Genomic DNA, 20,069 nt, shown 5'->3' with positions numbered 1-20,069 from the left:
TTTTTAAACAAAAACAAAAGTTCCTGTTTATTTTTGAATATGTCTATTCATTCGTTAAAATTTAATGCAACAATATTGATGATAATTTGATCATCTTAATTCCAAACAGTTTATTGTTTTGACGCTTTTTCAAAAACTCCTAATAATTTAGTCTCTTCATTTTCCCAGCAAAGAATTTCAGAAGTTTTGTGTAATTCAGATTGATAATTTTTTCTTCCTTTATCTAAAACTAAATTTATGGCTGCAGCAATATTCTTCGGCTCATGATTTTCAATGATTTCACCAACATCGAACTTATTTTTAATATTCAACATTTCCGGAAGTGGAGATAAAATTAAAGGAACTTTAGCCTGAATGCAGTCTAAAACCTTATTTGGTAATGAAAACTCATAGCTTTCGCCCCCATTTTCTTCAATACTCATCCCGACATCAGCAGTCAATGTGATTTTTCTTAAATCATCCGGAAGTAATTTCCCTAAAAACTGAACTTTATCCTGAAGGTTTTGCTTTAAAACTAAATCTTCATATTCTTTTTTCATAGGTCCGTCTCCTGCAATTTTAAAAACAACATTTTCCAAGTGATGCATTGCCAAAATGGCTTTATCAATACCACGGAAAGGATTAATTGCGCCTTGATATAAAATTATTTTAGGATTATTTGACGGAATTTCTATTGAAAAATCAATTTTTCTTGGTGCATTTTGAACGACAGTAGGATTAATTCCATATTTATTATGAAACCACTTTGCATAACTTCCGCTTGCCGTAATCATGAATTCTAGATTCGGAACGATTTTATTCTGCAGATAGCGCCATAACTTTTGAGACATTTTTCCTTGTACAGCCGGCATTTCAGAGAAGATCTCGTGACTGTCGAATATCAAAGGAATATTCAATTTTTTAGCTAAAAGATAATTAGGCAGTAAAGCATCCAAATCATTGGCATGAAGAATGGTATTTTGATCTGCTTTTCTATAAAGCTCCCAATACAGTTTCCAGTTAAACTCAAAATAAGCGGTTTTTAATGTTTTAGAAACAAGATGTATTCTTGAAAAAGGATATGGTCGGGTCATTGCTTCTTCCCCACCCCAATTGTTGCCAATTAACTCAACTTTATATACGTTTTCGTGTAGTGTTTTACAAACTTTTTCGATTCTCTGATCGGTGTAAAGGTTACTAAAAGCAGAAGTTAATATTTTTTTTTGAGCCATTATTTCTTCTTTGCTGTCACTAAATGATAAACCTGTACAAAACAGATAATTGCGTTGGGAATAATCACCGGCCAGAGCATGCCGTTGAAAATTCCGTAGATGACAAAACAGATACACCCTATCAAATTGACAATCCTGATCTTGGTTAAATCTTTAAGGATGAAACTCAAAACTATAAAAACTGAAGCAGCATAACCAATATAATTGACGATCTCAGAACTCATGAGGGATATTTAAGGATAACAAACTTAGTCATTTTCAATAAGATAAAAAATATTTTTCTGCCATAAAGTCATTAATTGTTTTTTGGTAAAATATTTGTAATTTAGATATTGAATATAAAGCAATTCTGCTTTTATTCTAACGAGATATATTATGGATTATAAGTTTTCACAAGGTTTGAGCCAAGTGTTCAAGCAAAGCAAAAATGAAGCTAAGAGGCTGAAAAGTGAATTTCTTAATACAGAACATCTACTTTTAGGTATTATAAAAACAGAAAACTCTGCAAAAGAAATCCTTCAAGGGCTTAATGCCGATTTAACACAAATCAGAAGAAAAATTGAAACTTTAAATACAGCAAGTCTAAATCCTATTTCTGAGGAAGTCACCAATATTTCATTCACCAAAATGGCAGATCACTCCATTAAGCGTGCGGAGTTAGAATGCAGACAATATAAAAGTAACGAGATCAATACCGTACATTTGTTATTGGGCATTCTATATAAATATGAAGACCCTACTTCAAGTATTTTAGGAGCTTACGATATTGATTATGAAGGAGTTTCAAGAGAATATCAGACAATGCTTAAAAATTCTGGCCAGGCACCTCAAAATTCGGCTTACGATGATGATGATGACAGAGAAGAATTTGAGCAAATGAGAAAACCGACAGGTAATTTAGGCTCTTCAAAAAGTAAAACTCCAACATTAGATAATTTTGGTAGAGATCTTACTTCTTTGGCAAGAGACGGAAAACTAGACCCTGTAATCGGTCGTGAGAAAGAAATCGAAAGAGTTTCACAGATTTTATCTAGAAGAAAGAAAAACAATCCGCTTTTGATTGGTGAACCCGGTGTTGGTAAATCTGCCATCGCTGAAGGTTTGGCTTTACGAATTCAGCAGAAAAAAGTTTCAAGAGTTCTTTATGGTAAAAGAGTAATTACTTTGGATCTTGCAAGTTTAGTTGCCGGAACAAAATACCGTGGTCAATTTGAAGAAAGAATGAAGGCCATCATGACGGAACTTGAAAAGAATCGTGATGTCATTTTATTTATTGACGAGTTGCATACGATTGTTGGAGCGGGAAGTTCTACAGGAAGTTTAGACGCTTCAAATATGTTTAAACCGGCTTTAGCAAGAGGAGAAATTCAATGTATTGGTGCTACGACTCTTGATGAGTACCGTCAGTATATTGAGAAAGACGGAGCTTTAGAAAGAAGATTCCAGAAAGTAATGGTGGAGCCGACTTCTATCGATGAAACGATTCAGATTTTGAATCAGATTAAAGATAAATACGAAGAGCATCACAATGTAGTTTATACAGAAGAAGCAATTTTGGCTTGTGTCAATTTGACATCAAGATACATTACAGATCGATTTTTACCGGACAAAGCGATTGATGCGATGGATGAAGCAGGATCTCGTGTTTACATTAAAAACATGAAAGTTCCTACTGCCATTATCGATTTTGAAAAGAAAATAGAAGACATCAAAGAATTGAAACAAAAAGCAGTAAAAGCTCAGGATTATCTTGAAGCAAGAAAGCTGAAGGATGAAGAAGAGCGCTTACAAATGGAGCTAAACTCTGCTCAGGATCAGTGGGATAAGGATGTAAAAGAGAAAAAAGAAACCGTATCTGAAGAGAGTGTTGCAGAAGTAGTTTCTATGATGAGCGGTGTTCCTGTGACGAAAGTCGGTAAAAACGAGCTTGATAAATTGGCTCAGATGGACGACAATATGAACGGAAAAGTAATTGGACAGGAAGATGCGGTAAGAAAGGTTGTAAAATCTATCCAAAGAAACAGAACCGGACTGAAAGATCCTAACCGACCAATCGGAACATTTATTTTCCTTGGAACAACCGGTGTTGGTAAAACTGAGCTTGCAAAAGTGATGGCAAGAGAACTTTTTGATTCTGATGAAGCATTAGTTCGAATTGACATGAGTGAGTATATGGAGAAATTTGCTGTTTCGAGATTAGTAGGTGCGCCTCCGGGATACGTTGGATATGAGGAAGGTGGACAATTAACCGAAGCTGTAAGAAGAAAACCTTATGCAGTCGTTCTTTTGGATGAGATTGAAAAAGCTCACCCGGATGTATTTAATATTCTTCTGCAAATCTTGGATGAAGGTCACGTTACCGACAGTTTAGGTAGAAAAATTGATTTTAGAAATACAATTATTATTCTTACTTCAAACATCGGAACAAGAGACATCAAAGATTTTGGAGACGGAGTAGGTTTCGGAACCAATGCAAAGAAAACAAATACAGATTCACGAGCAAGAAGTACCATAGAAAGTGCTCTTAAAAAAGCATTTGCACCAGAATTCCTTAACAGAATTGATGATATTGTAATCTTTAATTCTCTTGAGCAAAACGATATTAAGAGAATTATCGATATCGAGCTTAATAAACTTTACACAAGACTTGATAAATTAGGCTACAAAGTTGAATTAACCGAAGAAGCCAAAGATTTCATTTCTGAAAAAGGTTGGGATAAAGACTTTGGAGCAAGACCATTGAAGAGAGCTATTCAGAAATATATTGAAGATTTATTGGCAGAAATGCTTGTAAACAAACAATTAACTGAAGGCGAAACGGTAACTTTAGGTCTTAATGAAGCTAAAGACGGATTAGAAGGAAAAACTCACAAGACGAAAAAGTCTGCAGAGAAATCATCTCAATAATCAATTTTTAATATAAATAATGAAAGCATCGCGATATTCTCGATGCTTTTTTTGTCAATCACATAGACAACATACGTGTTCACAGACAATGCTGTTGAAAAATTAGGCTAATTACACTAAAATCGGCTAAATGAGTAAAATCTGTGAGAAAGACTTCTTCGAAATCAAAGTATTATCACAAATTCATGCTCAAGCATCTGTGATAATCTGCGGGAAACTTTTAAAGTCCTACCACAAAACCAACACTAGGAATCAATCCGCCAGAAAAAACACTGCTGTTTTCTTTATACAAAACATTATACATCAAACCGATCTGCATAAAAGAATTATTCCCGATTTGCTGCATATATCCGCCTCCTAAATAAAGAGCCGTTTCCTGCTGATCGTCTTTGTAGTCATAAAATTTATTTTCATAATTGATGAAAAAATGCTGCAGATTCCCACTTACAAAGAAAGATCTGGCAAAATAATAATTCACAAACGGACCAAAACCAAACATTGTCGATTTATAATAATCTGAAGTCTGCCAGGAAACGCTTCCAATCAAACCCGCTTCCAAATCGTTTGTCAGTCGGTAACCAACTCTGGGTGCAACCTGCAGATTAAAATAAGAATTGCTTCCGAAACCAACGCCTAAACCACCACCGAAAGTCCATTTATTGGTTTCAGCAGTTGGTGTACCTATTGCAACTTGAGAAAATGACAATCCGGAAATCAGGATGAATGAAGAAATAAATAGTTTTTTCATATTAAATATTTTACTTGGTGAAAGTTAAGCAACGATTTGTGATACTATCGTTTTTATCAATGCATAAAATTATCATTTTTTTTGTGAATAGGATTATCGTAATTTTGCCGCTCAACTAAGAACTCCCGTTAAGAGTTTCGTAAAATTGAATTAAATGAAAGTAGTAGTAGGCCTCTCCGGAGGCGTAGATTCGAGTGTTACAGCGTATTTGCTGCAACAGCAAGGTCACGAAGTTGTGGCTTTATTTATGAGAAACTGGAACGATGCTTCGGTAACTTTAGAAGACGAATGTCCTTGGATTGAGGACAGCAATGACGCTTTAATGGTTGCCCAGAAACTGGGAATTCCGTTTCAGGTGATTGATATGAGCGAACTTTATAAGGAACGCATCGTCGATTATATGTTTGACGAATATCAGAAAGGAAGAACTCCGAATCCTGATGTTTTGTGCAACAGAGAAGTGAAATTTGATGTTTTTATGAAGACCGCAATGTCTTTAGGTGCTGATAAAGTGGCAACAGGACATTACGCAAGAGTAGATTCTACTTTTGATGAAAACGGAAAAGAAATTTTTCACTTATTGGCAGGAAAAGACAATAATAAAGACCAGTCTTATTTTCTTTGTCAGCTGAATCAGGATCAATTGTCAAAAGCTTTATTTCCAATCGGTGAATTGACGAAGCCTGAAGTAAGAGAAATTGCCAAAGAAATTGGTTTGGTAACGGCTGATAAAAAAGACTCTCAAGGACTTTGCTTTATCGGAAAAGTAAGCCTTCCACAATTTTTACAACAGCAATTGGTTCCTAAAGAAGGTGAAATCGTAGAAATTTTCAAAGATTCTCCGCTTTTTTCACAGGAAGCTCCAGGCTTTTCATCTAAAGAGGAAGAACTAGAATTTTTAAGTCAAAAAATTAATTATAAAAAAGCTGACGGAAAAGTAATCGGAAAGCACCAAGGTGCTCAATTTTTCACTATTGGACAAAGTAAAGGACTAGGAATAGGCGGACATAAAGAAAGTTGCTTTATCGTATCAAGAGACATGGAAAACAATATTATTTTCGTTGGAGAAGGTCACAGTTTCCCAGGATTGCATAAAAAAGCGCTTAAAATAGATAATGCTGAGCTGCATTGGGTGCGTGAAGATTTAAGATTAAAAAATGGAGAATCAATGGAAGTAATGGCGAGATTCCGTTACAGACAAGAACTTCAGAAAGCTACCATTTATCAGTTTGAAAACAGTTTTTTTGTAGAATTTGACAAGCCTCAATCTGCAATCGCTGAAGGGCAATTTGCAGCTTGGTATATTGATGATGAATTGATTGGAAGCGGAGTAATTTCATAATTTAATATTGAAGAGATTATTTTTAACGCAAAGATTTTAATTTTTAAACTTATATTTTAAGGAGCAAAGAATGGCGACAAGTCGCTGCTGAAGCTTGAATAAGAGGTTGCTTAAAATAGCTTTGTGAAGATTAAGCTTGTGTTAAGCATATAATAGTGTATTATCTTGGTTGTATTGACATATATTTTCGTTGAAAAATAGGGTTATAAAGTCAAAAAAAGAAAATGAGTAAATACTCCATTTAAATATAAGAATCCCGAAGCTATTTGTTTCGGGTTTATTTTTTTGAATTAATCTACTTTACTTAATCTTATAACTCAATGTAGACAAGTGAATAAAAAGTATCACAATTAATTCCACAACTAAAATCATTATTGAAAAACCTACTGGTTTCCCTAGAAATATACCTTTTACAAGTTTTATAATTCCCAAAATGAAAATAGAAATCATGAAGTAAAATGTGGCTTCGGATATTTTTTGTTTTATTAATTTTAAAATAAAAATTGAAACGTAAAATCCGATAATAAGCAAAAGATAGAAAAATAGAAATGATGGGCCTTTTAAAGAAATAGGATTAAAAGTATGATGGGTAAAAACGAGCCAGATAAGACTTATGCCAACCGGAATACTGTGTATTATTATTTTTTTCATAGCTTTTATTTTTCTATTAACTTCCGCAACCACCGCATCCTCCTCCACAACCGCTTCCGCATGAGCTTCCTCCACTACAACTGCTACTGCCGCTACAGCTTGAGCCTAACCCACTTCCATCATCGTTTTTATCATTTTTTCGGGAAGGGTCATTTGACATTGAAGTGATGAATCTAATGAGTAGAAAAATCCCTATCGAAAGAGCCGTGAAAAATAACGTGGCGAATGTGCCCATTGTACTATCAGAGCAGGAAATGAGAATTAATGGTATAATTAGAATGAGTAAAAACCTTAATTTTTCTATCCAGTTTTTATTGATTTTATTCTCAGACGTTTTCCAAATTTCCTCAGGAGGATCTTGTTGAAAGATTTCAGTGTAATTTTTTAAGGTATCTTCAAACCATTTTTTGTGTTTCGTTTTCTCATACAAACCGCCTGTCGATGGATGGTGATGAAGCTTTTGCTGTAAAATATCAGGACAAAATTCTTCCCAATAATTTTGAGTATAAATGAGATGCTTATGCCAGACCTTATCTACAATATCACTCGGCGAAGCTCCATTCGGTAAAACACAGCAGAGATAAACAAATTTTTTATACTCCTCTATTGCTTTTTTTGTGAAAATTTCAGTCCAGTTTTCGTCTCGGGCGAGTTTTTTGGAAAAAGGAAAGTCAACATTCGAAGCGTCTATCGAAAAACTTTGAATTCTGCTCCAAAGCAATTCATCTTTTAATAGCATTTTGGTTTCCATTGTTTTAAACTTTTTTATTTCTATTCAAATATGAATCTGATTTAAAATATAAAAGTCTTGCAATAGTCTTTTTTAGTTTTAAAATAATCTTAAATTAGTCTTATAAAATTACATCATGAAAAGAGATGACATTCTGCATTTGGAAAAATTAATGAACTTCCTAAGCCTGCATTTTTTAAAGAAAAACCATTGGGAAGATGTGTCAAAAACCGAATGGTCATATATAGTGGCCGAACTAAACGATTTGATTATTACTGACAATTCAGACAAAAGCATAAAGAAAAAGCCAGATTTATTGGGTATAAATTACCTATATGAACATTTGATCATCAATAAACTAAAGAAATATTCTCAAAACGAAAATGCTATTTTAAGTAAACCCAATTTAGCAAAACTGAGCATGATTGTAAAGGTTTTAGGCTATTCTAATTACATTGATTTTATAAATTCAAATACAGAAGCATTTAATTTTAATAATCTGAAAATTGACATGAATAATGTGAAGCAGAATACAGCATTACTCGACAGGTTGGTCGGTTGCTGGTATTCTTACAATAGAAATCTTCCCGAGAACCCTTTACAGGCAAAAGATGACCGAATCTGGCGCTCTGCAATGGAAATTTATAAGTCTGAGACTTCGGGCGAATACTTCATCGAAAGAAGCGGTGGAGATCATCACAAATATTTCGGAAAATTAACCTCCTATTCCGATTATGTTTTCATTATCATGAATAGCAATACATTCATTCGCCAACGCCATTTTATTTCGAGGATAAAGGATGTAAAGGAAAAGCTGAAAAACCCGGAATATAAGCTCCAGGAGTTGCATTTCATTAGTACATGTATTAGTTTTAATCAAGAGCCGATTGCTCTCTTTGAGATCTTTCAGAAAGCAGATAGAAAAACCTTTATTTCAGATTCTTTAAGCTTTCCGATACATAGTGAAGAAATTCCAAAATCTATTGTACAGCAACTTGAAAGCACAGAGTCAAACAGAATAGATTATAGATAAATGATATATTTTGTCCTTGTAATTAAGTAAATTTCTTTTTTGATCTTTATGCTGAATTAACTTACCAACCAGTCTTTAAAATCTTTTACCCTTTCACGGCTCACTGTAATTTCTTCCTTTGGTTGAAAATTGAGCTCCACTTTATAATTGGGTGAAGTATGAATATTTTTGATATAATCTGAACTGATAATAAACTGCCTGTTGACACGAAAAAACTGCTTGTCATCAAGCACATCAGTTAATTCATCTAAAGTAAATTCTGAAGGATACACCCGATCCTGAGTTTGCAGATAAACAATTTTATTTTCACTGAAAAAACAGCTGATTTCAGACGTCTGTACAATTTTTAAATTATAACCGATCTTCACCAGAATTCTTGACAGTGTAGATTTTTCTTTTTTAATTAATTGCTTTATTTCTTGTGAATTAACCGATTCACCGGAAGGAATAAATGATTTGAATTTTTCGATTGCTCCGGCAAGATCTTCTTCCATGATTGGTTTCAAAAGATAATCAATGCTATTGAGTTTAAAAGCCTTCAACGTGTACTGATCAAAAGCCGTCGTGTAAATAATAAAAGCTTTTGTAGAAATTTTCTCAAAAATATCAAACGAAAGACCGTCTCCCAAAACGATGTCTGAAAAAATAAGTTGCGGATGCTCATTTTCAGAAAACCAAGTCACCGCTTCTTCTACAGATTCCAGGTTAGCAAGCAACTGCAAATCAGGAAAAAGACTCAGCATTCTTTCTAGTTTTCTTGCTGCAGGTTTTTCGTCTTCGATGATGACTGTTTTAATCATTAATTGGCTTTTAGTTTAATTTTAAATAAAAATAATTAAATCTCTTTTAGTTTTAAAAATTAATCGGCTTTTTGCTTTTATTAAGTTCTTCATCTAAAATTTGATTTTCCCATTCGGCATCAAATATAAAAAGATTTACAGCTTTTACTCCTAAAATTATTGCCCATACTGTAAGAATAAACCATCCTTGAAAATTGTGGTCTGTTCCATTATCTTTAATAAAATTTCTAATTAGAATAAATCCGGCCACGATCGTAAACCACATGCAGTTTTTATAGAATGACTTTAGGTCTTTTACTCTTTTTTTGTGCGTTATTATAGTCCATTTTATTAATATTTTACTGATAATTAATTAAAGTGATTTTAAATTTCTTTTCTCCTCCTCCATCAATTCTCTTATTTTTTTCTCTTCCCAGTTTTTACCGATTCCAAAAGTACTTACGGCGTGTAAAGTAAGACCCAATCCCCATCCTAACATTGGCCAATAAAACCATAAATGACCAGGTGATGTCAAAAGATTTAGAATCAACAAAAAAGGAATAACCAAACAGTAAGAAGTAAGATTTCCATAAAACCCTTTCAGATCTTTTACTCTTTTTGCTGCCTTTTCGTATGCTAAATTTTCTTTGTTGAATGATAAATTTTCCATGATGTTTTTGTTTTAAAATTAGTATTTTTTGTTTTTCTTGAATCAAATTTATGTTAATAAACATACTCAATTCAACTTTATGTAACCGAACGGTAGATTTTTGAGACTGAACAGCAGAAATCCCGACTCAAATGAAATCGGGATTTTATTTTTATATTTTCTGCTGCAAAAGCATTAAAAGAATGATTGAAAAAAGTATCATTTATAATTAATCCTTTATTTTCTGTACTCTTTTAACCCTTGTATTCGTACAATTTTTTCCCTTTTGACTGCATCGAAATAACATTCATCGACTAAAGGAGATAATCATCGATTTACGGTGAATTATTTTTATCCCTGATCAGTACTTGTTTTTATCCATCAGTTCTTTAATTTTCTTTTCTTCCCAGTCACTACCAAGAATCATTGTTGGCAAGAAAATACTCAATCCATGTGCAGCCAAACCAACACCCCACAACAGAGGAAGCTTCAATAAATCCCATTCCCAATACTTTTCTCCCGGATCCAAATCGAGTGCCTTTGCGCCAATGATAAAAATATTGACGAAAAAATACACCATTGCATGTGTATAAAATCCTTTGATTTTTCTCATTCTTCTTTCCGCCTCACGATAACGGATGTGGGTTTTGCTAGAATTTTCCATGTCTGTTTTGTTTTTCTAAAATTTCTCTAATTTTTCTTTCTTCCCAGTTTCTTCCGATTGCAAAAGCGCCCATCCCGTGAGCTGCCAAACCAATTCCCCAACCTAACATTGGCCAGAAAAACCAAAGATTTTTTGGCGAGGTTATCAAATTCATAATCGCTAAAAACGGAATAATGATGCAATAAGCAATCAGGTTTCCGTAGAAGCTTTTTATTTCTTTCATTCTCTTTTTTGCCCTGTCGTAAACTTGCATATCATTATCAACTAAATGATTAACAATTGTCGGTTTATAATTAAGAATCGGAAGCTTTACTTTAAAATAATCCTCGGATTTTTCAATAAAAACATTTTCTTTTGTAAGCAAAGCATAACGCTGAACAATATTTGCCAAACCTATTCCTGCGCTTTCTTTGATCAATTCTCTCGCCTGAAGATTGTTTTCTATACACAATGTCTTGTTTTCAGAAAAAACTTTAATTAATAACGGTTTTGAAGAAGTTGCAAAATTATGTTTGATACAATTCTCCAACAACAATTGCAATGAAAGCGGAACAACAAACTTTCGCAAATCTTCTTTTTCAACATTAAATTCAAAATCTACGCTGTCTTCAAATCTTGTTTTTAATAATTCGCAATAGGTTTTTGCAAATTCTATTTCTTCTTCTACCGTCACCAATTCTTTATCTTTCTGCTCCAAAACATATCTGTAAATCTTTGACATTGAAGCAGTAAACTTCTGCGCCTGGTTTGGGTTTTCGTCTATTAATGAGCTTAAAACATTTAAAGAATTAAAAAGAAAATGCGGATCGAGCTGGTTTTTTAAGCTTTCAAACTGTGCATTGGCAGATTTTGCGATAAGTTTCTGTTCTACAACTTCTTTTTTAGTGTTCTTTTTAAGTTCTTCCATAAAGCCTTTCGCATGCAGAAAAGCAGAGATCAGCAATGCAACATTGATCATAAACCAATTGGTAAAATTGTATTTCCCTGAGAAAAACATTTCTGCTGTAGCCTCTTTTTGGATGATCACAAAATTGATGTAGTTGCAGAAATACACCAGAATAAAATTGGCAATAAGAATGGAAACGATGCTTAAAACAGCTCTTTTGGTCGTCGCTTCAGACCACGGCATTTTCTTGTTGAGAAAATCGTTAATCAAGCCATTTCCGATTCCTATCACAAAAGAATACATCGCCGAAATAAGCAAAGTAAGCGAGAAATTCTCAAGATTTTTTTCTTCTGTTGAAAGGAAGAAGAAAATAAGAGTGGTTGCCAAAGACACCCAAAATAAAATGATAAAATCTTTACGTTTCATTGTTCAAATTATACTTCAAAAGTAGCTTTTATTAAATTCTGCGAAAATTTCTCCTTACTGAATGGTTATTTTTACGTTCCGAACTGTAGTAAACCTTTTACAGTTTCATACAAGCTTATAAACAGTCTGTTTGTCGTTCTGAAAGAATCTAAACAAACTTTGTAGAGATGTTTACAGCATGACAAACACACTTTAAAAAATAGATAAATAAGAACTATTCGCGCCGTCCAAAACTTTTTTATAATCTTAAAACCTTTTCAGCGTTTTGAAATACTGAAAGTGTTTAATTCTAAATTTTTTAACGAGTTATTTTTTAAACAAAACTATTTTGCTTTTTCCAATCCGATAAAATATGCCGCTTCTTCTTTTCCCCAATTCGGTTCTAAACTTGTCTTTGGTTTAAACGAATTAAATTTTTCCAAAGCAGCTTTAAAAAGTTCCATTCCTTTTGTTTTGCTTCCTCCATATTGTTCCGGTGTAAAGTAAATATCTTCCGCTTTTATAAGCGTCACTCTTGGATTATTTGGATTAAATTTTTCAGCTTTATTAAGTTCATCCTGAGCTTTCATTCCAAAAGTCATATATCTTTCCTGAGGATTCACCATCATTTTTAATGAATAAACCATTTTTTGAAGCAAATGAATTTCAGAATTTTCTTTTTCAACACTTTCTGCAGCGTCAATAAATTTCTGAGACTGATCTGCGACAGCATCCAATTCCTGCATTTTTCCTTCTCTCATCAACACTCTTCCTTTTTGGATGTAAGCAAAAGCAGCATAATAATTCGGTAGCCATTTTGTGGTTTCTTTCTCAGCAATTCTCTGAAAATCGTTGGCTAAAGCCTGGAAATCTTCAGGTGTTTTACAGGTTTCGATTTTAGCAATTTTTTCGGTCATTACTTTTTCATAATTAGCCTGAGCAAAAGATAATAAACTCATACAAGCTAAAGCAAAACTTAAAATGTATTTTTTCATAATTTCTAAATTGTTTAATGTTATTTTTTATTTAAAGATATTTTTTTTACCGCAAAAGAGACAAAAGATTTTATTATTGTTTTAGTTTTTCAAAAGCTAACAAAACAACATTAAAGGTTTCACTTTTTGTAACCTTTTGAATCCTCTTTTCAATCACTTCTTTTGTATTTTGCGGTTTAAAAGAATTAAAGGTTATTATTAATTGCATCCTGCGTTTTATCGACTCCAAAACTGATAAACATCCCCACAAAAACAAACGTATTGACGGGCGGAACGACTGCGGAACTTCTGCTTCCGTTTTGCGAAAAATTGTATCCATAAACATTTTTATTTCCTAAAACATTTGAAATACTTAAAACGAAAATAGTAAATGCTTTTGAGTCTTTTTTACCAATATTCGGAAGATAATTAAAGCTTAAGTTCAAAGCGTTGTAATCTTTCAGCCTTCCTTCGTTTCGGATAATATTTTTATCATCTTGTGTCACGATGTCGTAATAAGGTCGCCCTTTTGCGTAAGTGTAAGAAAGATTAACTCCGGTTTTCCATTCGGGGATAAATCTTTTGGCGACAACAGAAAGCGTGTGTTCAGCGGCAAAATTGGGCTTTAAGCTTACAGGATAATTCAGGAAATCTCTTTTAGAATCCAGAAACGAATAACTGATCCAATAATCGATATTTTCAAATGTTTTTTTGTCTCTCCAAAACACTTCAAGACCTTTTGCGAAACCGTTTCCATTGTTGTTAAAAGCTGTTTGCACTTGCTGATTCTGGTTGCTGTTCGGGACAATATTCTGAGTTTTAATTAATTCATCATATTTTTTATAAAAAGCTTCAAATCTTAAACTTCGTCCTTCTGTCGACCTCTGAACCTGAAAAATATAATGTTGTGATTTTTGAAAATCTAAATCTGCAGAAGAGTTAATGTATTTACTTTCAGGATTTTGGAAGAACAATCCGTAAGCGAAAGAGGTTGTCCAATCTTTTGCCAAACGATAAGCCAAAGCAAAACGTGGCGCAATATTATTTTTATTTAAATAAGAAGAGTTTTCGGCTCTTACTCCAATTTTCGCAGATAAATTATTGCTGAAACCCAAATCTGTTTCCACAAAACCGGAAGAAATCAAATCACGATAGTTTTTATTGACTTTACCGAAATTCTGTTTTTCATTGGCATAATTCAATTCAAATCCGCCTCGCAAAGCGCTTATTTTATTGATTTTTCTGTCGATAACTGCTTTAAAATTGATATAATTTCCGTCATTTAATAATTCTGTTTTTTCTGATTCAACTTGGTTGGTTTCTGTCGAAAAATTTAAATCTGACTGATTGTAAGAATACGAAGCACTTGTATTGAAAAGATACTTCCCTAATTTTTGCTTGAAAGACAAATTATGGTAGGTATTTTCACCTTTTAATCTTACTAATGCAAAATCATATCCCGGTTCTAAACTTTCGGTTTTTACGCCCATTTTATTCATGTCAAACATTCCGTAATATTTGAAAAATCCTCCTGATTTTGTTTTGATTCTAAAATTGGCATCACCATTAAAACCTCGTGGAGCATCAATAAAATCAGTATTGAAATTAAAAACGTCCTGCATCAAACCTAAGTTTGAATATCCTAAAGTTGCTCCGTAAGAATGATTTTTATCTTCACCTAATTTCTGGAAACCACCACTTAAAAATATCGGTGAAACCCCGAAATCATAAGAACTCTGGTCGGGAAGATCTACACTTTCAAGCATCAACGCACCGGAAAGAGCCTGGCCGTACAAAGCAGAATATCCACCGCTGGAAAATATATTTCCTTTAAAAAGAGACGTATTGAAACGATCTCTTCCTGCAATTCCTGGAACCGAACTTGAAAAATAATTGTTGATTAAGCTTCCATCCATAAAAATTTTGGTTTCGGTTCCTGTTCCTCCACGAACGAATAATCCTTCGGTTTCGCCCACTTTCTGTACTCCGGGAAGATAAGTCAGAGCAGAAGAAATTTGTCCGTCGGCTCCGGCGGTTGTGTAAATATCAATCGGTGTCAGTAAAGCGGTCGCTCTTTTTCTGTCGCTTGCCTCGATAGAACCTGCAGAAATCACGACTGCATCTATTTCATTGATTTGTTCCTTTAATTCAGTGTTTACGGAAACGTCTTTATCCTCAATTACAATAGGTTTTTGAACTTCATTATATTTTGGATGCGTGAAGGTCAATATTTGGTTTCCTTTTTCGGAAGTTTCGAAAGAAAAATTCCCGTCGGAATCTGTGGTTGCACCGTCGTAAGTATCTTTTAAAGTAACATTAATCTCGCCTATTCCCTTATTTTTAAAAGTCACTTTTCCGGTGATTTTTGTCTGAGAAAAACTCAGAGCAAAAGAGAAAAAAGAGATGAGAAATAATAGTTTTGTTTTCATAGCTGTTTTAATTCGAATCAAAAATAGGCTGAATTTTTATGCCTTTAAACTTTTTGTTGCTGAGCTGTAGAATTTTGAAACTGAATCGTTTTTTCTGACTTTTACTCTCAAACGATTGCGAAAATGAAGTGATAAAATGTAAAAAATTCGAAGTACGGTTCTTCATAACTGAGTTCAATATCAATTGTATATGTATTTTATAATTTCCAAATTATATTCTGTTCTGAAATTCTTTATTTATCTTTATGATCATAACATTTAAATATTAATTTATGAAACTACAAACTTTAACATTATTAGCAAGTTGCGCTTTATTTGCAGCATCATGCAGTTCTAGCAAAACCTACAACGTTATGGCAAAAAGCGGAACTGAAACCGGAGGAACGGCAAAATTTACTCAAAACGGAAATGAAGTGGTTATGGATTTGGAAGTAACGAATCTTACACCGGGAATTCATGCAGTGCATATCCATGAAAAAGGTGATTGCTCTGCTCCGGATGCAACTTCTGCAGGCGGACATTGGAATCCGGGTAAAAATGACCACGGAAAATGGGGATCTGACCATTTCCATATGGGAGATATCGGAAATCTTGAAGCTGGTGCAGACGGGAAAGCAAAACTGACTTTTAAAACCGATAAATGGTGTCTTGATTGTGTAGACGAATCTAAAAATATCATTGGAAAAGGAATCATCATTCATGCTGATAAAGACGACTTTATGACGCAGCCAACCGGGAATGCAGGCGGAAGAGTGGGATGTATAGAAATTAAATAATCTCTTTCATTCTTAAACAAAAAAAGCGGCGCTAATCTTCGATTAGCGCCGCTTTTTTATAGTATTTATCTTACACTTTAGCTTTCATGTCTGCAACGATATTCATTGCTTCCTCAAGATAAGAGTCTTTTCTGAGATTTTTGATCCACATTTCAGATTTCTTTTTGAAAACCTCATCCTTCTTCTCTCTTTCGATTTCTGCAGGATACATTTCAAATTTTAATCCGTTGTCAAATTTCGTAAGTTTTTTAAACTTTTCAATTTGAGATTTTCTGTGCTTCATTAAGTCATTAAACTTGTTGATATTCAAAGTAATGGTTTCTTCTTTGTCTAATTGCTCTCTCCATTGCGCAGATTCAAGCAACAATTGATAGTTTGCATTTTTTGCCATTCTGTCGTTGCTCGCTTTTTCTAAAGCTTTCACATCAAAATAACTCAGCTTCTGGAAATTCGCACTCGGAATCTTGTCCCAAGCCAAAGCAAAATCATCATATCTTTCCCCAATTTCTGCGTACGTGAAGAAGTCTTTCATCTGAATATCAGAAACAATCCCTTTTCTCTGGTTTGATTCTCCGGTAATTCTGTAGAATTTCTGAATTGTCAGTTTTAAAGATCCAAAATCATCTTCCGTATTTAAAAATCTGTTTAGATCTACGAAAGTTTGTACCGTTCCTTTACCATAAGATTGAGGCGAACCAACGATAACCGCTCTTCCGTAATCCTGCATCACACCTGCCAGAATTTCTGACGCCGAAGCCGAAATTTCGTTTTGCATAATCACTAAAGGACCAGTCCACACAGGTGATTCCTGCTTGTTTTTTAACGTCTGAATTTTTCCGTTTCCGTCTTTTACCTGAACATAAGGACCTGCATTCATAAATAATCCCATGATATCGCCAACTTCCGTTAAAGAACCACCACCGTTATTTCTAAGGTCTAAAACAATTCCTTCAATATTCTGAGCTTTCAGCTTGATAATCTCGTTTTTGATGTCATCAGAAGCGTTTCTTCCCTTTTCATCCTCAAAATCTGCATTAAAGCTAGGAAGATTGATAAATCCGTATTTTTTCCCGTTTGGAGAATTTACAATAATACTTTTCGCAAAAGTGTCTTCAATAGCCACTTCTTCACGAATCATCGTAACCTCAACAATCGTTTTATCTTTTTTCTGAACCGTCAATGTAACCGGAGTTCCTTTTTCACCTCTGATCAATCTTACTGCCTCATCAGAAAGCATTCCTACGACATTTACGTGGTCTTCCTTAGGATTAGATTTTACTTTTAAGATTTTATCGCCGTCAGACAATTTTTTAGATTTCCAAGCCGGCGCACCGATCGTTAAAGCACCTAAATAAAGGTTTCCTTTTTTCTCCTGAATAATAGCACCAATTCCGATAACTTTCCCTTTAAACTGAGTATCAAAATCTTCTTTATCTTTTGGAGAATAATAATTGGTGTGCGGATCAAAAACTTCTGTATACGCATTCATATACACAGAAAACCAATCCATTTTTTTTCTTTTTTTGAATCTTGTAAATGTTTCTTTTACGAGATCTTTCACCTCATCCGTTGCTTTTGTAAGCTTTTGTTGAGGGCTAAGAATTTCAAGCTTGATGGTATCTTTCAGCTTAAATTTCTGTACAGAATCTTTCTTTTCTTTCTGAGCTTCTTCTTTGCTGTTCATCGATTCAATTTCCTGAAGGATATTGTATTTGATGAATTTTTTCCACTCATTATACTGCTCATTCTTATCGGCAGGAACGTTTTTAAGTTTTGCTTCCAGCGTCAGCGTCTCATCTTCTTCCAGATTGATCGGCTTGCTGAAAATTTCCTGAGTAAGCTTATCTATTTCATCTACTCTTTGATATAATCTGTCAATGGTCAGCTTATAAAACTGCAGATCTCCCTGATTGATATAATCGTCAAGCTTTGTTTCGTGCTTGGCAAATTCGTTCATATCAGACTGCAGGAAATATCTTTTACCCGGATCAATCATTTCAAAATAATGTTTGTAAACATCTTTTGAATAAGCATCATTAATAGGTTTGGGGCTGTAGTGTAAGTAAGAAAGTGTATTTTTAACACTCACCATTATCGTCTGCATCTTCTCATCGTCATCTTTTGGCGAGTTGAAACAAAACATAAGACTTGTTAATGGAATAAAGAGTAGAAATTTATTTAGTTTAAAATTTTTCCACATAAATCTGTAATATATTTTTATTAATTCTATGAAATCATGTAATAAGTAGCATTTATTAAATGACTGTTACAAACTATCAAATTTAATACCTTATTTACAATTATCAATTAGTTTTAAGTAATTTTGTTAAAAGAATACAATGTAATAGTTGTTCATTTTTAATAATTAATCTAACTATATCAAACATAAATTACTATTATAATATTTCAGATTATCTTCAATGTGTTTTTTTTAAACATAACCCATTCTTTTACAAATGTTTATTGGATGTACTAATTTAACGTAAGCATAAAACCTTAATTTTAACGTATGAAACGAGAGCGAAAATCTATGATCCTGCTTTTAAGACCAAAGCCGTTTAACTAAGCAATGAGCGAACTAATATCTCGGAGCTTGCACGAGAACTCGGAATCGCAGTCACACTGCTTTACAAATGGCGCAAAGAATATGAAGAATTTGGGGAAGGTAGCTTCCCGGGGAATGGTAATTTAAAACTCACACCCGAACAGGAAAAAATCCACGAACTGGAGAAAAGACTCAAAGATGCAGAGCTAGAACGTGACATATTAAAAAAAGCAATTGGCATTTTTTCCAAGAACGGTCGATGAAATATGAATTCATTAAAAATCATGAATATTTATTTCCGATTGAAAAAATGTGTAATGTTTTAAAAATAACTTCCAGTGGTTATTATAAATGGAAAAACAGGCCCTTTAGTAAGATATTGCTTTCGAAAGAAAAAATAAAACAGCAAATAACTTCAATTTATTTCTCATCAAAACAACGCTACGGAAGTCCTAGAATTGCATTTGAGTTGAATTCATTAGGATACAAAGTATCGCGAATTACGGTGGCGAAATATATGAAGGAGCTTGGCTTGAGAAGTAAATTAAGCAAGAAATTTAAAGTTACTACGAACTCTAAACACAATTATTTGGTAGTAGAAAATGTGTTGAACAGGAACTTTATAGCAGATAAGTCCTCAAAAGTTTGGGTTTCTGACATCACTTATATTCACACCAAAGAAGGTTTTTTGTATTTGACAACAATTATTGATTTATACGACCGGAAAATAATCGGATGGAGTTTGAGCAAGGGAATGAGTACCGAAGAAACAAGCCTTGCGGCTTGGAAAATGGCTGTCAAAAACAGGAAAATAGTTGATGGATTAATTTTCCATTCTGACCGGGGTGTACAATATGCAAGTAAGAAATTTGCGAATACTGTTGAATTTTATGGCGTTACAAGAAGCATGAGCCGTAAAGGAAATTGTTGGGATAATGCAGTGGCGGAGAGCTTTTTTATATCATTGAAAACGGAACTCATTTATGGCAACAAGCTCATTACAAAAGAAAAAATGGAGCTGGAAATTTTTGAATATATCGAAGTCTGGTACAACAAAAAAAGACGTCACAGCACACTTAATTATCAAACAATAGAAGAATTTAATAATCAAAACAAAATTTATAAAAATGTAGCTTAACTTATACTGGAACTTTTATTTGCATATTCATTTCTTCCCTGATAACCTACCGATTATCCTCCTGTTTTACTTCGGGTATGGCTTCCCATCCAATTGGACACTGGAAAGATCTAATTTCCTTTTATTACTCTGGAGAAGAGAAATCCAAATTCGTATGAAAGAACAATCTTTGCTCCATTTACTGAAATAATAATAGACGAGT

General features: G+C 33.6%; 17 protein-coding genes and 1 pseudogene. 5 read left to right on the top strand and 13 right to left on the bottom strand.

Features of this window, described 5'->3' with window-relative positions; all coding sequences use genetic code 11:
• Positions 1 to 110 precede the first annotated feature (110 nt).
• Positions 111 to 1,211, bottom strand: coding sequence for a glycosyltransferase family 4 protein (locus OH814_RS09955; protein ID WP_308828055.1), 1,101 nt, complete (start codon positions 1,209 to 1,211; stop codon positions 111 to 113).
• A complete protein-coding gene (locus tag OH814_RS09950; protein ID WP_123886463.1) occupies positions 1,211 to 1,435 on the bottom strand; it encodes a uroporphyrinogen decarboxylase in 225 nt (74 codons plus the stop codon). The genes OH814_RS09955 and OH814_RS09950 overlap by 1 nt, the downstream gene beginning before the upstream one ends.
• A 151-nt stretch (positions 1,436 to 1,586) precedes the next feature.
• On the opposite strand from OH814_RS09950, the gene OH814_RS09945 reads away from it, so the two are divergent.
• Complete coding sequence (locus OH814_RS09945) at positions 1,587 to 4,118, top strand: ATP-dependent Clp protease ATP-binding subunit (protein WP_076561351.1); 2,532 nt, start codon at positions 1,587 to 1,589, stop codon at positions 4,116 to 4,118.
• A gap of 220 nt (positions 4,119 to 4,338) precedes the next feature.
• Here OH814_RS09945 and OH814_RS09940 read toward each other — a convergent pair whose 3' ends face one another.
• On the bottom strand, positions 4,339 to 4,866 hold the full coding sequence (locus tag OH814_RS09940) for a hypothetical protein (protein ID WP_076561352.1): 528 nt from the start codon (positions 4,864 to 4,866) through the stop codon (positions 4,339 to 4,341).
• A 154-nt stretch (positions 4,867 to 5,020) separates the two neighbouring features.
• On the opposite strand from OH814_RS09940, the gene mnmA reads away from it, so the two are divergent.
• Positions 5,021 to 6,208, top strand: a complete 1,188-nt coding sequence (gene mnmA, locus OH814_RS09935) for a tRNA 2-thiouridine(34) synthase MnmA (RefSeq protein WP_308828054.1) — start codon at positions 5,021 to 5,023, stop codon at positions 6,206 to 6,208.
• A 300-nt stretch (positions 6,209 to 6,508) separates the two neighbouring features.
• On the opposite strand, the gene OH814_RS09930 is transcribed toward mnmA, so the two are convergent.
• Together OH814_RS09930 and OH814_RS09925 are read right to left on the bottom strand one after the other, a co-directional pair.
• A complete protein-coding gene (locus OH814_RS09930) occupies positions 6,509 to 6,859 on the bottom strand; it encodes a hypothetical protein (RefSeq protein WP_308828053.1) in 351 nt (116 codons plus the stop codon).
• A 16-nt stretch (positions 6,860 to 6,875) separates the two neighbouring features.
• Complete coding sequence (locus OH814_RS09925) at positions 6,876 to 7,610, bottom strand: hypothetical protein (protein WP_308828052.1); 735 nt, start codon at positions 7,608 to 7,610, stop codon at positions 6,876 to 6,878.
• A 115-nt stretch (positions 7,611 to 7,725) separates the two neighbouring features.
• On the opposite strand from OH814_RS09925, the gene OH814_RS09920 reads away from it, so the two are divergent.
• Positions 7,726 to 8,622: a hypothetical protein gene (locus OH814_RS09920; RefSeq protein WP_308828051.1), complete on the top strand. Its 897-nt coding sequence runs from the start codon at positions 7,726 to 7,728 to the stop codon at positions 8,620 to 8,622.
• A 56-nt stretch (positions 8,623 to 8,678) separates the two neighbouring features.
• Here the strand turns inward: OH814_RS09920 and OH814_RS09915 are convergent, their stop codons facing one another.
• The 7 genes from OH814_RS09915 to OH814_RS09885 form a co-directional block, all read right to left on the bottom strand.
• Positions 8,679 to 9,422, bottom strand: a complete 744-nt coding sequence (locus OH814_RS09915; RefSeq protein WP_308828050.1) for a LytTR family DNA-binding domain-containing protein — start codon at positions 9,420 to 9,422, stop codon at positions 8,679 to 8,681.
• A 52-nt stretch (positions 9,423 to 9,474) separates the two neighbouring features.
• Complete coding sequence (locus OH814_RS09910; RefSeq protein WP_308828165.1) at positions 9,475 to 9,738, bottom strand: 2TM domain-containing protein; 264 nt, start codon at positions 9,736 to 9,738, stop codon at positions 9,475 to 9,477.
• Positions 9,739 to 9,774: 36 nt separating this feature from the next.
• Positions 9,775 to 10,071 carry a 2TM domain-containing protein gene (locus OH814_RS09905; RefSeq protein WP_308828049.1) on the bottom strand — a complete coding sequence of 99 codons (297 nt, stop codon included), beginning with the start codon at positions 10,069 to 10,071 and terminating at the stop codon, positions 9,775 to 9,777.
• 340 nt (positions 10,072 to 10,411) lie between these two features.
• Positions 10,412 to 10,714, bottom strand: coding sequence for a 2TM domain-containing protein (locus OH814_RS09900; protein WP_308828048.1), 303 nt, complete (start codon positions 10,712 to 10,714; stop codon positions 10,412 to 10,414).
• Positions 10,701 to 12,026 carry a 2TM domain-containing protein gene (locus tag OH814_RS09895; protein ID WP_308828047.1) on the bottom strand — a complete coding sequence of 442 codons (1,326 nt, stop codon included), beginning with the start codon at positions 12,024 to 12,026 and terminating at the stop codon, positions 10,701 to 10,703. The genes OH814_RS09900 and OH814_RS09895 overlap by 14 nt, the downstream gene beginning before the upstream one ends.
• 323 nt (positions 12,027 to 12,349) lie before the next feature.
• Complete coding sequence (locus tag OH814_RS09890; protein ID WP_308828046.1) at positions 12,350 to 13,000, bottom strand: hypothetical protein; 651 nt, start codon at positions 12,998 to 13,000, stop codon at positions 12,350 to 12,352.
• 185 nt (positions 13,001 to 13,185) lie between these two features.
• Positions 13,186 to 15,408: a TonB-dependent receptor gene (locus OH814_RS09885; RefSeq protein WP_308828045.1), complete on the bottom strand. Its 2,223-nt coding sequence runs from the start codon at positions 15,406 to 15,408 to the stop codon at positions 13,186 to 13,188.
• Between the two features lie 272 nt (positions 15,409 to 15,680).
• Here OH814_RS09885 and OH814_RS09880 point away from each other — a divergent pair, with 272 nt between their 5' ends.
• Positions 15,681 to 16,184, top strand: a complete 504-nt coding sequence (locus tag OH814_RS09880) for a superoxide dismutase family protein (protein WP_076561361.1) — start codon at positions 15,681 to 15,683, stop codon at positions 16,182 to 16,184.
• A 70-nt stretch (positions 16,185 to 16,254) separates the two neighbouring features.
• Here the strand turns inward: OH814_RS09880 and OH814_RS09875 are convergent, their stop codons facing one another.
• On the bottom strand, positions 16,255 to 18,384 hold the full coding sequence (locus tag OH814_RS09875) for a carboxy terminal-processing peptidase (RefSeq protein ID WP_076561362.1): 2,130 nt from the start codon (positions 18,382 to 18,384) through the stop codon (positions 16,255 to 16,257).
• Between the two features lie 299 nt (positions 18,385 to 18,683).
• Between OH814_RS09875 and OH814_RS09870 the strand changes: the two are divergent.
• Positions 18,684 to 19,867: pseudogene (locus OH814_RS09870) on the top strand (IS3 family transposase).
• The last annotated feature ends 202 nt before the right edge of the window (positions 19,868 to 20,069 follow it).

The organism is Chryseobacterium sp. CFS15, assembly GCF_031118795.1.
GTDB lineage: Bacteria > Bacteroidota > Bacteroidia > Flavobacteriales > Weeksellaceae > Chryseobacterium > Chryseobacterium indoltheticum.
This window is presented reverse-complemented; position numbering and strand designations above follow the sequence as displayed.